Consider the following 14,259-nt stretch of genomic DNA (forward strand, 5'->3'; position numbering starts at 1 on the left):
TTCAAAAGTATTCCAACTTGAACCGCACCGCGGCACTGTGAGCCCCGACCACCAAGGGCAAACCGTTGCCGACCAGGAAAAACCGGTAGTTGAGTGTCATGTCGCCTTCGGCCAGCGGGACCGGTGCCATGCGTTGCCCCGGCAGACTTTCCTGGCCGGCGGCGTCGACGATGTGCAGGGCCACCCCCTGTGAGTCGCCAGACACAGCGAAGGAGAGCCCTGCCCTGTCGGTGGGGCCCTCGAACGTCACACGCATGTGTTCCCAATCCGGCAGGTTCACACCTGGGCGCGACGGGTCCGGGCGGGTCAATGAGCAATTGACCAGACGCAACTGAAAGGGATGATCTTCACCCCGCGTGTTGCGCAGCAGCCGTCCCACCGGTTCGGGTGGCATCTCGATGGTTTGGTCGATACTGGCCAGTTCCAGCCCGCAGGCGGAATCGACCACTCTGCCTCCCAGCAACACGACGCCCTCGCCTTGGGCAGACGCCTGGGCGATCACGCAAGGGCTGATGAACGTCGCCAATGAGGAGGCAATAGCCAGACGTAGGAATGTTTTCACCTGGATCTCCCGTCAGCGTCCCCCGCCACGCCGAGTGGCGGGGGCAACACTTACTGATAAGCCAAGGTGAAATTGGTGACCGCGCTGAAGTCGCCGGGAACGATGTCCCCAGTGGCGGCGCCTTGTACGTAGGCGCCAAATTCCAGCGTGTTATCACCCGTGCTGATGATTTGCGGGGCGGTAGGGACCCCCAACTTAACCAGGTCACCGCCATGGGTCATCATGATGCCCATGTTGCCCGCACCGCCGACCGTACCGATGGCACCGGGCACCACCGTGGACGGCGCGCCGGTGAAGGTAGTGGTGACGGTATTGTCAGTGAGCCCGGCCAGGTCGCAACCTTCCAGTTCGATCAGCACGCGTCGGGCTTCCGATTTGCCGCCCGCTTGCAGCTGATGTTTTGCAATAGAGCCCAGGTGAACGGTCTGGTCGACGGAGTCAGGCTTGATAGAGCAGGCCCCTGAGTGGACCGACCCGATAAACGTCACCGTTCCATCCGCGGCGTGCGCCATCGACATCGAACCCGCCAGCAGACCGACAGACAACAGCACAGTTTTCATTTTGGTTTTCATCTACAAATTCCCACTTAACGAGTGTCATTAAGGAGCCCTGCTACCGAGAGGCGCAGGGCTGATTAAACGAGCGGTACGACCCATGCATCGAGGGGGCTTCCGAGGCACTTTTCCAACTTCTTGTATTGCATTTCAGAAGCACGCTCAACGCCGGACTAGTGTCCACTTACATGCTCGAACAAGTAAGCCAGCCGTTTCCCTTAATGACGTAGCCTTTGTATATCAAGGCTTGCAGGAAATTTATGGCATTTTGCCAAAACTTTTAAAACACCTGAAGGAATAGGACTACATGGCGCGAATAGGCGAATTAATTAGCGCCGGAGATATCCGTAAGAATAAGGCTACATGCACTTCAAAACAATAAAGCCTAAGGCTGTTTTGCAACTCGCTATTAGCCGCAGCGCAAGTTACCGTACGAATGAGGGGTATAAAAAAGGGGGAGCAACGCTCCCCCGCAACAATGCGCCGCAACCGTCAATCCACCCCTAGCGCACGGCCTCGAATAACCCGGTGGCGCCCATCCCGCCCCCCACACACATGGTGACGATGCCGTAGCGTAATTCCCGCCGTTGCAGTTCCCGCACCAAGTGACCTACCTGTCGCGACCCAGTCATGCCGAACGGGTGGCCGATGGAGATCGAGCCACCGTTGACGTTGTACTTGGCATTGTCGATGTGCAGGCGGTTGCGCGCATACAGGCACTGCGAGGCAAACGCTTCGTTGAGTTCCCACAGGTCGATATCCGCCACCTGCAAGCCTTTAGCCTTGAGCAGTTTGGGCACCGAGAACACCGGGCCGATGCCCATTTCGTCCGGCTCGCAACCCGCCACGGTAAAGCCGCGAAAGAACGCCTTGGGCTTGAGCCCCAACGCCAGGGCTTTTTCCAGGCTCATCACCAGGGTCATCGACGCACCGTCGGACAACTGCGACGAATTACCCGCCGTCACCGAACCGTCTTCGGCAAACACCGGTTTCAAGCCACTGAGGCTGGCCAGGGTGGTATCGGGGCGATTGCAGTCGTCGCGGTCTACAACGCCATCAAGCACCTGTGTTTGACCGGTGTTCTTGTCTTCGACGGTGTACTTGACCGCCATTGGTACGATTTCATCGTCAAACAGGCCATCGGCCTGGGCCTGGGCCGTGCGCTGCTGGCTTTGCAACGCATACAGGTCCTGGTCTTCGCGGCTGACGTTGTAGCGACGCGCGACGACTTCGGCGGTCTGGCCCATGGGAAAGTAGAGGCCCGGCACCTGTTCCTTGAGCAACGGGTTGATCAAATGATCGGTGTTGACACTCTTCGTGGTCAGGCTGATGGATTCCACACCGCCGGCGACAATGATGTCGCTGCAACCGGAGGCAATCTGGTTGGCCGCGATGGCAATCGCCTGCAGGCCCGACGAACAGAAACGGTTGAGGGTCATGCCTGCGGTACCCGTGCCCAGTTGCGACAGCACCGCCACATTGCGCCCGATGTTGTAGCCCTGGGCACCTTCGTTGGAGCCGGCGCCGACAATGCAATCTTCGACCGTGGCCGGGTCGATGCCATTGCGGGCCAGCAGCGCATTGACGCAATGGGCCGCCATATCATCAGGGCGAGTCTGGTTGAACTTGCCGCGAAAAGACTTGGCCAGGCCGGTTCGCACGCTGTCGACGATCACTACTTCACGCATGGGGCTACCTCGATCTTGTGGTTGTGGATCGAGAATAGAGGCGGGCCTGGCTGACCGCGATGATCATTCACTGCATGGATGCGAAAGCATGGAGGCCGGACAGACCGGTCTCTATGATCTGTGGAGATCAACTGTGGGAGGGGGTTGCCCCCGATGGCGGTGGGTCAGTCAAAAATCTATCTACTGACACACCGCTATCGGGGGCAAGCCCCCTCCCACAGTTGGACCGAGCGAGGTTCAGGCTATTTCTTCTTGTCGTACTTGCCGGTTTTGGCGAAAGCATGGGCGCATAGGCAGTCTATCTGTTGTACGCAGACCAACTGTGGCAGGGGGCTTGCCCCCGATGGCGATGGGTCAGTTAAAAATCTATCTACTGACACACCGCTATCGGGGGCAAGCCCCCTCCCACAGTTGGACCGAGCGAGGTTCAGGCTATTTCTTCTTGTCGTACTTGCCGGTTTTGGCGAAAGCATGGGCGCATAGGCAGTCTATCTGTTGTACGCAGACCAACTGTGGGAGGGGGCTTGCCCCCGATGGCGATGGGTCAGTCAAAAATCTATCTACTGACACACCGCTATCGGGGGCAAGCCCCCTCCCACAGTTGGACCGAGTGAGGTTCAGGCTATTTCTTCTTGTCGTACTTGCCGGTTTTGGCGAAAGCATGGGCGCATAGGCAGTCTATCTGTTGTACGCAGACCAACTGTGGGAGGGGGCTTGCCCCCGATGGCGGTGGGTCAGTCAAAAATCTATTTACTGACACACCGCTATCGGGGGCAAGCCCCCTCCCACAGTTGGACCGAGCGAGGTTCAGGCTATTTCTTTTTCTTTTTGTCGTGCTTGTCGGACTTCTCGAATGCATCTTCCAACGCCCGATTGATCGTGCGCAACACCTTGACCCGCGCCCAGCGCTTGTCGTTGGCTTCCACCAATGTCCAGGGCGCTACCTCGGTGCTGGTGCGATCAACCATGTCACCCACCGCCGCACGGTAGTCGTCCCACTTGTCGCGGTTGCGCCAGTCATCCTCGGTGATCTTGAAGCGCTTGAACGGGATCTCCTCGCGGGCCTTGAAGCGTTCCAGTTGAGTGTCCTTGTCGATGGCCAGCCAGAACTTGACCACGATCACACCGGCATCGCGCAACTGCTCTTCGAAATCATTGATCTCGCCATAGGCGCGCATCCAGTCCGCCGGGGTGCAGAAACCTTCGATGCGCTCCACCAGCACGCGGCCATACCAGGAGCGATCGAATACGGTGAACATGCCTCGTGCCGGGATCTTCTGCCAGAACCGCCACAGGTACGGCTGGGCGCGCTCGTCTTCGCTGGGTGCGGCAATCGGCACGATGTGGTACTGGCGCGGGTCCAGCGCGGCCGCCACACGACGGATCGCTCCACCCTTGCCGGCCGCGTCGTTGCCTTCAAAGACGGTGACCAGCGCGTGCCTGCGCATGCGTTTGTCGCGCATCAGGCCGGAAAAGCGCGCCTGCTCGGTAATCAGCTGTTCTTCGTAATCGTCCTTGTCCAGGCGCAGGCTCATGTCGAGGCTGTTGAGCAGGCTCATCTGGTCCACCGACGACGGCAGCGGCGCCGGGTTCATGCCACTGGCCTTGACCTTGGCCTGTTGCAACGCGCTCTGCAGACCCTCGAGCAGGATCCTGCCCACGGTCAGCCCACGGTAATGCGGGTCGACCCCCTCGATCACATGCCACGGCGCGTAGTCGCGACTGGTGCGGCGCAGCACGCGCTCACCGAAATGCACGAACTTGTCGTAGGTTTTGGACTGCTGCCAGTCCAGCGGGCTGATGCGCCAGCTGTGCAGCGGGTCATCGGCCAGGGCCTTGAGCCGCGCCTTCATCTGCTTCTTGGACAGGTGGAACCAGAACTTGAAGATCAGCGCGCCTTCGTCACAGAGCATCTTTTCCAGGCGCTCGGCACCGGCGATGGCCTGATCCAGACGTGCGTCCTTGATCTGCCCATGCACCCGGCCTTGCAGCATCTGGCTGTACCAGTTGCCGAAGAAAATGCCCATGCGGCCTTTGGCGGGCAATTGCCGCCAGTAGCGCCAGGCCGGCGGGCGCGCCAGTTCTTCGTCGGTCTGCTGGTCGAAGGTGCGCACTTCGATCAGGCGCGGGTCCATCCACTCGTTGAGCAGCTTGACGGTTTCGCCCTTGCCGGCCCCCTCAATGCCGTTGATCAGGATGATCACCGGGAAGCGCTTCTGCTGCTGCAGCTCGTACTGCGCTTCCAGCAAGGCTTCGCGCAGGGCCGGCACTTCGGCTTCATAGGTGTCTTTGTCGATGGCGTGACCGATTTCGGCGGATTCGAACATGGGCAGCTCCGTTTCAAGATGGCTCAAGACTAGCGGATTGGGCAACGACACGCGGGAGGAAATTCAACCGCCCATTGCCGTGGATCAATTCAACACCGGTTGATCGGCTAGAATGGCCGCCTTGTCTGTACCTGCCGTTATTCATATGAGCCACCCATGACCCCGATCACCCACGCCCAGCTCGACTGGGACGACCAAGGCCGCCCGCACTCACGGACCTTCGATGACGTGTACTTCTCCGATAAATCGGGCCTGGAAGAAACCCGTTATGTGTTCCTTGAGCAGAACCGCTTGCAGGCGCGTTTTGCGGCCCTGCCGGCAGGCGGGCGCCTGGTGATCGGCGAAACCGGATTCGGTACGGGCTTGAATTTCCTGTGCGCCTGGCAGTTATTCGACCAACAGGCGGTGGCCGGTGCCCGCCTGCATTTCGTCAGCGTGGAGAAATACCCGCTCAGCCATGCCGACCTGCAACGCGCCCTCGCCCTCTGGCCCGAACTGCAACCCTACGCCGAACCGTTGCTGGCCCAGTACATCGCCATCCATCAAGGCTTCCAGCGCCTGGTGCTGGACCACGGCCGCGTGACCCTGACCCTGTTGATCGGCGACGCGCTGGAACAGTTGCCGCAACTGGACGCCCAGGTCGATGCGTGGTTTCTCGACGGCTTCGCCCCGGCGAAAAATCCCGACATGTGGACCGCCGAGCTGTTCGCCGAACTGGCACGCCTGGCGGCTCCGGGCTCGACCATCAGCACCTTCACCAGTACCGGCTGGGTACGCCGGCTGATCAATGCCGCCGGGTTCAAGATGAAACGCACGCCCGGCATCGGGCATAAGTGGGAGATCCTGCGCGGGGAGTTTCTGGGTTGGCCCGAGGACCGTCCGGCGCCCGCCCAAGCCAAGCCCTGGTTCGCAAGACCGGCGCCCGTCACGGGCGACCGCCACGCCATGGTCATCGGCGGTGGCCTGGCCGGTTGTGCCACGGCCGCCAGCCTGGCGGCGCGTGGTTGGCGGGTCAGCTTGCTGGAACGCCATGCCGGCCTGGCCCAGGAAGCTTCGGGCAATCCCCAGGGCGTGCTGTACCTGAAACTGTCAGCGCACGGAACGGCACTGTCCCAACTGATCCTCAGCGGCTTCGGGCATACCCGGCGCCTGCTCGAACAGCTGCACCGTGGCGTCGACTGGGACGATTGCGGCGTGTTGCAACTGGCGTTCGATGCCAGGGAGGGCGAACGCCAGGCTCAACTGGCCGCGGCCTTTCCTTCGGAACTGCTGCAGTTGGTTGATCGCGATCAGGCCCGACAACGCGCCGGGATCGACGTGGCCCAGGGCGGTCTGTTTTTCCCGGAGGGCGGCTGGGTGCACCCACCGTCGCTGTGCCAGTGGCAGGCAACGCACCCCTTGATTGACGTGCTCACCCATCGCGAGGTCCTTGAACTCGACCGAGTGGATGATCAGTGGTGCGCGCGCGACGGTGATCAGGTACTGGCCAGCGCCAGCGTGGTCGTGCTCGCCGGCGCCGCTGAGATCAAGCGGTTTGCCCCCAGCGCCGACTTGCCGCTCAAGCGCATACGGGGACAAATCACCCGCCTGGCGCAGACGCAGGCCAGCCAGGCGCTGGCCACCGTGGTCTGCGCTGAAGGTTATGTCGCACCGGCCCGCCTGGGCGAGCATACCCTGGGCGCCAGTTTTGACTTTAATAACCAGGACCTCACCCCCACCAGCGCCGAACATGCCGGCAACCTGGAAATGCTGCGCGAAATCTCCGAGGATCTGCTGCAACGCCTGGACGCTGACGCGATGGCACCGGACCACTTGCAAGGCCGTGCGGCCTTTCGTTGCACCAGCCCCGACTACCTGCCCATCGTCGGCCCGCTGGCTGATCTTGAAGCCTTCCAACAGGTGTATGCCGCACTGGGCAAAGATGCCCGACAAGTGCCGCACATACCCTGCCCGTGGCTGCCGGGCCTGTATATCAACAGCGGGCACGGCTCACGCGGCCTGGTCACCGCGCCCCTGTGCGGCGAGCTGCTGGCAGCCTGGCTCTGTGACGAACCGCTGCCCTTGCCAAGTGCTGTGGCCCAAGCCTGTCATCCCAATCGATTTGCCCTGCGTGCCCTGGTTCGCGGCAAGTCGCAAGCCCCAAAAGTGCAAGATTGATGACCTTATGGCAGTTTGCTTTATAACTTATTGATCTAAAACTCCACGCATAGCGCTGGGTCAGTTTCTGGGTACGCGCCTTTTCGGCGTATTGAGTATTGACCCCTCCCCAACGGAAAAACCGGTAAGGAATTTATGTGTGGACTAGCTGGCGAGTTACGCTTTGATCATCAACCTGCCGACCTGGCAGCCGTGGAACGCATCACGCATCACCTCGCCCCCCGTGGCCCCGACGCCTGGGGCTTCCATGCCCAGGGGCCGATTGCCCTGGGCCATCGTCGCCTGAAAATCATGGACCTGTCGGACGGCTCCGCCCAACCGATGGTCGACGCCCAACTGGGTCTGTCCCTGGCCTTCAATGGCGCAATCTACAATTTCCCGGAACTGCGACAAGAACTGGAAGCCCTGGGCTACGCCTTCTATTCCGGCGGTGACACCGAAGTGTTGCTCAAGGGCTATCACGCCTGGGGCGAAGCGCTCTTGCCAAAGCTCAACGGCATGTTCGCGTTCGCCATCTGGGAGCGCGATGCCCAGCGTCTGTTCATCGCCCGCGACCGTCTGGGCGTGAAGCCTTTGTACCTGTCGCGCACCGGCCAGCGCCTGCGCTTTGCCTCGGCCTTGCCGGCCCTGCTCAAGGGCGGCGATATCAACCCGATCCTCGATCCGGTGGCCCTCAATCACTACCTGAACTTCCATGCCGTGGTGCCTGCACCGCGCACGCTGCTGGCAGGCATTGAAAAACTGCCGCCGGCCAGCTGGATGCGCATCGACGCCAGCGGCAAGGCCGAACAGAAAACCTGGTGGACCCTGCCCTACGGCCCCCATGAGGACGAAAAACACCTGACCCTGGAAGACTGGACCGACCGCGTACTCGACAGCACCCGCGAAGCCGTGGCGATCCGCCAGCGTGCGGCCGTGGATGTCGGCGTGCTGCTTTCCGGCGGTGTCGACTCGAGCATGCTCGTCGGCCTGCTGCGCGAAGTGGGCGTAGAGGATCTGTCGACCTTCTCCATCGGCTTTGAAGACGCCGGTGGCGAGCGCGGCGACGAGTTCCAGTATTCGGACCTGATCGCCAAGCATTACGGCACCCGTCACCACCAGTTGCGCATCGCCGAAAGCGAGATCATCGAGCAACTGCCGGCAGCATTTCGCGCCATGAGCGAGCCGATGGTCAGTCATGACTGCATCGCCTTCTACCTGCTCTCGCGGGAAGTGGCCAAGCATTGCAAAGTGGTGCAGAGCGGCCAGGGCGCCGACGAGCTGTTCGCCGGTTACCACTGGTACCCGCAGGTGGACGGCGCCAGTGATCCGTACGCAGCGTATCGCGACGCCTTTTTCGACCGCAGCTACGAGGACTACGCCGCCACCGTCGCACCAAAATGGCTGACCGCCAACGACGCCGCCGGCGACTTCGTGCGCGAACATTTCGCCATGCCGGGCGCGGACGCTGCGGTGGACAAGGCCCTGCGCCTGGACAGCACGGTGATGCTGGTAGACGACCCGGTCAAACGCGTCGACAACATGACCATGGCCTGGGGCCTGGAAGCGCGCACGCCGTTCCTCGATTATCGCCTGGTGGAACTGTCGGCCCGTGTGCCGGGCAAGTTCAAGTTGCCCGACGGCGGCAAGCAAGTGCTCAAGGAGGCCGCGCGCCGGGTGATCCCCAGCGAAGTCATCGACCGCAAGAAAGGCTACTTCCCGGTGCCGGGCCTCAAGCATTTGCAAGGCGATACCCTGAACTGGGTGCGCGAGTTGCTGCTCGACCCGAGCCAGGACCGTGGCCTGTTCAACCCTGCCATGCTCGACCGCCTGCTGACGGACCCACAAGGCCAACTGACCCCGTTGCGCGGCTCCAAGCTGTGGCAACTGGCGGCGCTGAACCTGTGGCTCAGCGAACAAGGAATCTGATCCATGAAACCTAACGCCGCGGCGTACAGCCAACGCTTACTCAAGGGCCAGGCGCCGACCTACGAGCGCCTGCAGGCCCGGCTTGCCGAAGACGGCAGCGCGCAAGGCCCCGAACCGATTGCCGTGCATTGCGGTTGGGGGCGTCTGTTGATCGGGCACACCTTCCCGGACCCGGCCAGCCTTGCCCAGGAACTGCTCAACGAACAACCCGGTGAGCGCGATATCGCGCTGTATGTGGCCGCGCCCCAGCAGATTCTCGGCATCGACCCGCAGCAATTGTTCCTCGACCCTTCCGACACCCTGCGCCTGTGGTTCAGCGACTATCGCCCCGCTACCCGTGTGTTCCGCGGCTTTCGTATCCGTCGCGTGCAGAGCGAAGCCGACTGGCACGCGGTGAACCTGTTATATCAGGGCCGTGGCATGCTGCCCGTCGACGCCGAACGCCTGACGCCGCGCCATCAAGGCGGCCCGGCGTACTGGCTGGCGGAAGATGAAGACAGCGGCGCGGTGATCGGCAGCGTCATGGGCCTGAACCATCAGAAAGCGTTCCGTGACCCGGAAAACGGTTGCAGCCTGTGGTGCCTGGCGGTGGACCCGCAATGCACCCGGCCCGGCGTGGGCGAAGTACTGGTGCGCCACCTGGTGGAGCACTTCATGAGCCGTGGCTTGAGCTACCTGGACCTGTCGGTGTTGCACGATAACCGCCAGGCCAAGAGCCTGTACGCCAAGCTGGGCTTTCGTGCATTGACCACGTTCGCCATCAAGCACAAGAACGGCATCAACCAGCCGCTGTTTCTCGGCCCGGGCCCGCAGGCGGGGTTCAATCCCTATGCGCGGATCATTGTCGAAGAAGCCCATCGACGTGGTATCGACGTGCAGGTAGACGATGCCGATGCCGGCCTGTTCACCCTCAGCCACGGCGGGCGCCGCGTGCGCTGCCGCGAGTCGTTGAGCGACCTGACCAGCGCCATCAGCATGACCCTGTGCCAGGACAAGAGCCTGACCCACAAGGTACTCAAGGCCGCCGGATTGAAGCTGCCTGCGCAACAGCTGGCGGGCAGTGCCGATGAGAACCTGGAGTTTCTCGACGAGCACCAACGCATCGTGGTCAAGCCGCTGGATGGCGAGCAAGGCCAGGGGGTGGCGGTGGATCTGCAAACGTTCGAGGAGATGCAGCAAGCCATCGAAGCGGCGCGCCAGTTCGACAGCCGGGTACTGCTCGAAAGCTTCCACGAGGGCCTTGACCTGCGCATTCTGGTGATTGGCTTCGAGGTAGTCGCCGCTGCGATTCGCCGCCCGGCCGAAGTGATCGGTGACGGTCAGCATTCGATTCGTGCATTGATCGAAGCGCAAAGCCGGCGGCGTCAGGCCGCCACCGATGGCGAAAGCAAGATCCCCCTGGACGCGGAAACCGAGCGCACCCTCAAGGCCGCCGGCTATAGCTACGACAGCGTGCTGCCCCGTGGCGTGCAACTGGCCGTGCGCCGCACCGCCAACCTGCACACCGGCGGGTGCCTGGAAGATGTCACCGCTATTTTGCATCCGACCCTGGTGGATGCCGCCGTACGCGCAGCCCGCGCCCTGGATATTCCCATGGTCGGCCTGGACCTGATGGTGCCCGCCGCCGACCAGCCCGAGTACGTCTTCATTGAAGCCAATGAGCGCGCCGGGCTGGCCAATCATGAACCGCAACCGACCGCTGAGAAGTTTGTGGATTTGTTGTTTCCGCACAGTCAGCCGGCCGCTTGAGGAATGTGTTGAATGTGAAACCGCTATCGGGGGCAAGCCCCCTCCCACATTTGACGGTGTTCACCTATCAAAGGTGGGAGGGGGCTTGCCCCCGATGAGGCCGGTGAAGGCAACGACATTCCCCCTTATCTCATCGAAACCATCGATGCCCTCAACTCATCAGGAGTTTCCATGACCCGAACCATTCCCGAACCCGACCTCGTCTACCTGCAAAAAGTGCTGCTGGAAATGCTCGCCATTCCCAGCCCTACCGGCTTTACCGACACCATCGTGCGCTACGTCGCCGAACGCCTGGAAGAGCTCGGCATCCCGTTTGAAATGACCCGGCGCGGCACGATACGCGCGACCCTCAAGGGCCAGAAAAACAGCCCTGACCGCGCCGTCTCCGCGCATTTGGACACCATCGGCGCCGCCGTGCGCGCGATCAAGGATAACGGTCGCCTGACGCTGGCGCCGGTCGGCTGCTGGTCAAGCCGCTTTGCCGAAGGCAGCCGCGTCAGTCTGTTCACCGACAACGGTGTGATCCGCGGCAGCGTGTTGCCGTTGATGGCCTCCGGGCACGCGTTCAATACCGCCGTGGATGAAATGCCGGTGAGCTGGGACCATGTGGAACTGCGCCTGGACGCCTACTGCGCGACCCGCGCCGATTGCGATTCGCTGGGGATCAGCGTCGGTGACTACGTGGCGTTCGACCCGCTGCCGGAGTTCACCGAAAGCGGCCACATCAGCGCGCGTCACCTGGACGACAAGGCCGGCGTCGCCGCCCTGCTCGCTGCGCTCAAGGCCATTATCGACAGCGGCGAACCGCTGCTCATCGACTGCCACCCGCTGTTCACCATCACCGAGGAAACCGGCAGCGGTGCCGCCGCCGCCCTGCCCTGGGACGTGAGTGAGTTCGTCGGCATCGACATCGCCCCGGTCGCGCCGGGCCAGCATTCCAGCGAACACGCGGTGAGCGTGGCCATGCAGGATTCCGGTGGGCCGTATGACTATCACCTGTCGCGCCACTTGCTGCGCCTGGCGGCGGACAACGACCTGCCGGTGCGCCGCGATCTGTTCCGCTACTACTTCAGCGACGCGCATTCGGCGGTCACCGCCGGGCATGACATTCGCACCGCCCTGCTGGCGTTCGGTTGCGATGCCACCCACGGTTACGAGCGCACCCATATCGACAGCCTCGCGGCGTTGAGTCGACTGCTTGGCGCCTATATCCTCAGCCCCCCGGTATTTGCCAGCGACGCGCAACCGGCACAGGGCTCCCTGGATCGCTTCAGTCATCAGATCGAACATGAGACGCAAATGGAGAGCGATACCCGGGTGCCGTCGGTGGACAGCCTGGTCGGGCACAAGTCCGATGACGGCAACAGCTGATCCTGGAAACACCCGATACTGGCAACAAAGGTCCCGGCGCAGTAGCATCGCCGGGACCTGACCCTTGAGGCTTATATGCTGATTCCCTACGACGCGCTTGAAGTCGACACCCTGACCCGCCTCATCGAAGATTTCGTCACCCGCGACGGCACCGACAATGGCGACGACACGCCGCTGGAAACCCGCGTACTGCGCGTCCGCCAGGCACTGACCAAAGGCCAGGCGCTGATTGTGTTCGACCCCGAGAGCGAGCAATGCCAGTTGATGCTCAAGCACGATGTGCCCAAGCATCTGTTTGATTGACGCGTGTATTAAGACGTGGGCTCCGGTTGGGCCAGTGCCTGTTGGCGCTGCTGTATTTTCCGGTAGACCTCGGCGCGGTGCACCTTGACCTCGGCTGGCGCGTCAATGCCAAATTTCACGTGAGAACCCTTGATTTCAAGAATATGCACGGCGATGCCATCGCCGATCGACATGGTTTGGCCGACGAGGCGGCTTAAGACCAGCATGGCGGTTGTCCTTTTGGGTAACAGAGCCATGACCATGCGCGAATGCTGGAACAGCAGCAATGGCTCGCGCCTAAATCAGGCATTACCTACGCAGACTGGTAATTTCCCTGACAGACCGTGCCTGGTTTAACCCTTTATGGCCTGCGCCTTGGCGCGCATCTTGTCGGCCATCAGCGTCATCTCGTCATACAGCAACTGCGGGTTTTTCTGTTTGAGCGTCCACGCCATCCGCCCCTGCTCATGGGGCAGAATCATGAACTCGCCTTCGCTGACGCGCTGATAAATGTAGTCGGCGATATCCGTCGCCGTGATCGGCGAGCTCTCGAGTAACTTGCCTACCTGCGCCTTCATCGCCGGGGTCGGCCCGCGAAATGAATCAAGCAGATTGGTCTGGAAAAACGACGGGCAGACCACATGCACGCCGATTTCCTGCTGCTTGAGTTCCACCAGCAGGCTTTCCGACAGCGCCACCACGCCGGCCTTGGCCACGTTGTAGTTACTCATGGCCGGACCCTGCATCAACGCGGCCATCGAGGCGATGTTGATGATGCGACCCTTGCTCTTTTCCAGCAGCGGCAGAAACGCCTTGCAGCCCTTGACCACGCCCATCAGGTTGATTGCGATCTGCCAGTCCCAATCCTCGAGCGACAGTTCGGCAAAGAACCCACCGGAGGCCACGCCGGCGTTATTGACGATCACATCGATGCCGCCAAGCTTTACTTCGCACGCCTGCGCCAACGCGGTGAGCTGGCTGTAGTCACGCACATCGCAGCGCTGGGTGAACCCGTCGCCACCGGCGTCGCGCACTAACCTCAGGGTTTCCTGCAAGCCGGGCTCGCTGACATCCGACAAGGCCAGCTGCCACCCCTCACGGGCCCAGCGCAGTGCGATTTCACGACCCAGACCGGACCCGGCGCCCGTGATCATCATGCGGTTTTGCATAGGTAGTAGCCTTGTGGTTCACGATAGAAGTGGCCGGCAGTGTAGCGAAGGTTCCTGCCGCGCCCACGCACCATCAGAGTGATGAATGCCCCAGGCAAACCGCGGGCTCGGTCGGATACTTGCGCATAGCCTAAGTTCAATATTTTTCAACTAAGTTTGTGCGTTTGCGCAGGTGTTAAAAGAAATAAGCGAGCAAGCGAAATGCTTTAAAAAATTAAGGAATTTTTTATCAAGTGGCAGAGTCGGAGTTGGTAAGCCGTCCATTATCAGATGGACGAGACTCCCGCTGAATAACCGGTCTTTACAGAAGGCCTATAAGGAATAAAACCATGAGCCTGATTCTGATCATTATCCTGATTCTCCTGTTGGTCGGTGGCCTGCCAGTGTTCCCGCACTCGCGCAACTGGGGCTATGGCCCGTCGGGTATCCTGGGTGTGGTGCTGGTGGTTCTGCTGGTGCTGTTGTTGCTCGGCAAGATATAAGCCCCTTCCA

Annotated in this window: 12 protein-coding genes; 6 read left to right on the top strand and 6 right to left on the bottom strand. The window is 61.5% G+C overall.

The window, feature by feature from the left end:
- Position 1: 1 nt before the first annotated feature.
- From MRY17_RS17320 to pap, 4 genes are all read right to left on the bottom strand, one after another.
- The gene (locus tag MRY17_RS17320) at positions 2-562 is read right to left on the bottom strand and encodes a fimbrial protein (RefSeq protein WP_243352574.1); all 561 of its coding nucleotides are present in this window, start codon (positions 560-562) and stop codon (positions 2-4) included.
- 50 nt (positions 563-612) lie between these two features.
- Entirely contained in the window at positions 613-1,122 is a 510-nt protein-coding gene (locus MRY17_RS17325; RefSeq protein WP_425540421.1) for a fimbrial protein, read from the bottom strand.
- A 497-nt stretch (positions 1,123-1,619) separates the two neighbouring features.
- A complete protein-coding gene (locus MRY17_RS17330) occupies positions 1,620-2,804 on the bottom strand; it encodes a thiolase family protein (protein ID WP_243352575.1) in 1,185 nt (394 codons plus the stop codon).
- A gap of 812 nt (positions 2,805-3,616) precedes the next feature.
- Positions 3,617-5,131: a polyphosphate:AMP phosphotransferase gene (gene pap, locus MRY17_RS17335; RefSeq protein WP_243352576.1), complete on the bottom strand. Its 1,515-nt coding sequence runs from the start codon at positions 5,129-5,131 to the stop codon at positions 3,617-3,619.
- A gap of 156 nt (positions 5,132-5,287) precedes the next feature.
- On the opposite strand from pap, the gene mnmC reads away from it, so the two are divergent.
- The 5 genes from mnmC (at position 5,288) to MRY17_RS17360 (ending at position 12,619) form a co-directional block, all read left to right on the top strand.
- The gene (mnmC, locus tag MRY17_RS17340; RefSeq protein ID WP_243352577.1) at positions 5,288-7,288 is read left to right on the top strand and encodes a bifunctional tRNA (5-methylaminomethyl-2-thiouridine)(34)-methyltransferase MnmD/FAD-dependent 5-carboxymethylaminomethyl-2-thiouridine(34) oxidoreductase MnmC; all 2,001 of its coding nucleotides are present in this window, start codon (positions 5,288-5,290) and stop codon (positions 7,286-7,288) included.
- A 135-nt stretch (positions 7,289-7,423) separates the two neighbouring features.
- A complete protein-coding gene (locus MRY17_RS17345) occupies positions 7,424-9,196 on the top strand; it encodes an N-acetylglutaminylglutamine amidotransferase (protein ID WP_181285071.1) in 1,773 nt (590 codons plus the stop codon).
- A 3-nt stretch (positions 9,197-9,199) separates the two neighbouring features.
- The gene (ngg, locus tag MRY17_RS17350) at positions 9,200-10,945 is read left to right on the top strand and encodes an N-acetylglutaminylglutamine synthetase (RefSeq protein WP_191955715.1); all 1,746 of its coding nucleotides are present in this window, start codon (positions 9,200-9,202) and stop codon (positions 10,943-10,945) included.
- 171 nt (positions 10,946-11,116) lie between these two features.
- The gene (locus MRY17_RS17355) at positions 11,117-12,316 is read left to right on the top strand and encodes an osmoprotectant NAGGN system M42 family peptidase (protein WP_243352578.1); all 1,200 of its coding nucleotides are present in this window, start codon (positions 11,117-11,119) and stop codon (positions 12,314-12,316) included.
- Between the two features lie 75 nt (positions 12,317-12,391).
- A complete protein-coding gene (locus MRY17_RS17360) occupies positions 12,392-12,619 on the top strand; it encodes a YheU family protein (protein ID WP_003192759.1) in 228 nt (75 codons plus the stop codon).
- Positions 12,620-12,627: 8 nt separating this feature from the next.
- Here MRY17_RS17360 and csrA read toward each other — a convergent pair whose 3' ends face one another.
- Positions 12,628-12,825, bottom strand: a complete 198-nt coding sequence (gene csrA / locus MRY17_RS17365) for a carbon storage regulator CsrA (protein ID WP_243352579.1) — start codon at positions 12,823-12,825, stop codon at positions 12,628-12,630.
- A gap of 126 nt (positions 12,826-12,951) precedes the next feature.
- A complete protein-coding gene (locus MRY17_RS17370; RefSeq protein WP_181285069.1) occupies positions 12,952-13,767 on the bottom strand; it encodes an SDR family oxidoreductase in 816 nt (271 codons plus the stop codon).
- Positions 13,768-14,096: 329 nt separating this feature from the next.
- Here MRY17_RS17370 and MRY17_RS17375 point away from each other — a divergent pair, with 329 nt between their 5' ends.
- On the top strand, positions 14,097-14,249 hold the full coding sequence (locus tag MRY17_RS17375; RefSeq protein WP_003192767.1) for a DUF3309 family protein: 153 nt from the start codon (positions 14,097-14,099) through the stop codon (positions 14,247-14,249).
- The last annotated feature ends 10 nt before the right edge of the window (positions 14,250-14,259 follow it).

The sequence above is a fragment of the Pseudomonas orientalis genome, assembly GCF_022807995.1.
GTDB classification, from domain to species: Bacteria; Pseudomonadota; Gammaproteobacteria; order Pseudomonadales; family Pseudomonadaceae; genus Aquipseudomonas; species Aquipseudomonas orientalis_B.

Coding starts and splice junctions, on each gene's coding strand:
- MRY17_RS17325 (WP_425540421.1), bottom strand. CDS start 1,122: ATGAAAACTGTGCTGTTGTCTGTCGGTCTGCTGGCGGGTTCGATGTCG.
- MRY17_RS17330 (WP_243352575.1), bottom strand. CDS start 2,804: ATGCGTGAAGTAGTGATCGTCGACAGCGTGCGAACCGGCCTGGCCAAG.
- pap (WP_243352576.1), bottom strand. CDS start 5,131: ATGTTCGAATCCGCCGAAATCGGTCACGCCATCGACAAAGACACCTAT.
- mnmC (WP_243352577.1), top strand. CDS start 5,288: ATGACCCCGATCACCCACGCCCAGCTCGACTGGGACGACCAAGGCCGC.
- MRY17_RS17345 (WP_181285071.1), top strand. CDS start 7,424: ATGTGTGGACTAGCTGGCGAGTTACGCTTTGATCATCAACCTGCCGAC.
- ngg (WP_191955715.1), top strand. CDS start 9,200: ATGAAACCTAACGCCGCGGCGTACAGCCAACGCTTACTCAAGGGCCAG.
- MRY17_RS17355 (WP_243352578.1), top strand. CDS start 11,117: ATGACCCGAACCATTCCCGAACCCGACCTCGTCTACCTGCAAAAAGTG.
- MRY17_RS17360 (WP_003192759.1), top strand. CDS start 12,392: ATGCTGATTCCCTACGACGCGCTTGAAGTCGACACCCTGACCCGCCTC.
- csrA (WP_243352579.1), bottom strand. CDS start 12,825: ATGCTGGTCTTAAGCCGCCTCGTCGGCCAAACCATGTCGATCGGCGAT.
- MRY17_RS17370 (WP_181285069.1), bottom strand. CDS start 13,767: ATGCAAAACCGCATGATGATCACGGGCGCCGGGTCCGGTCTGGGTCGT.
- MRY17_RS17375 (WP_003192767.1), top strand. CDS start 14,097: ATGAGCCTGATTCTGATCATTATCCTGATTCTCCTGTTGGTCGGTGGC.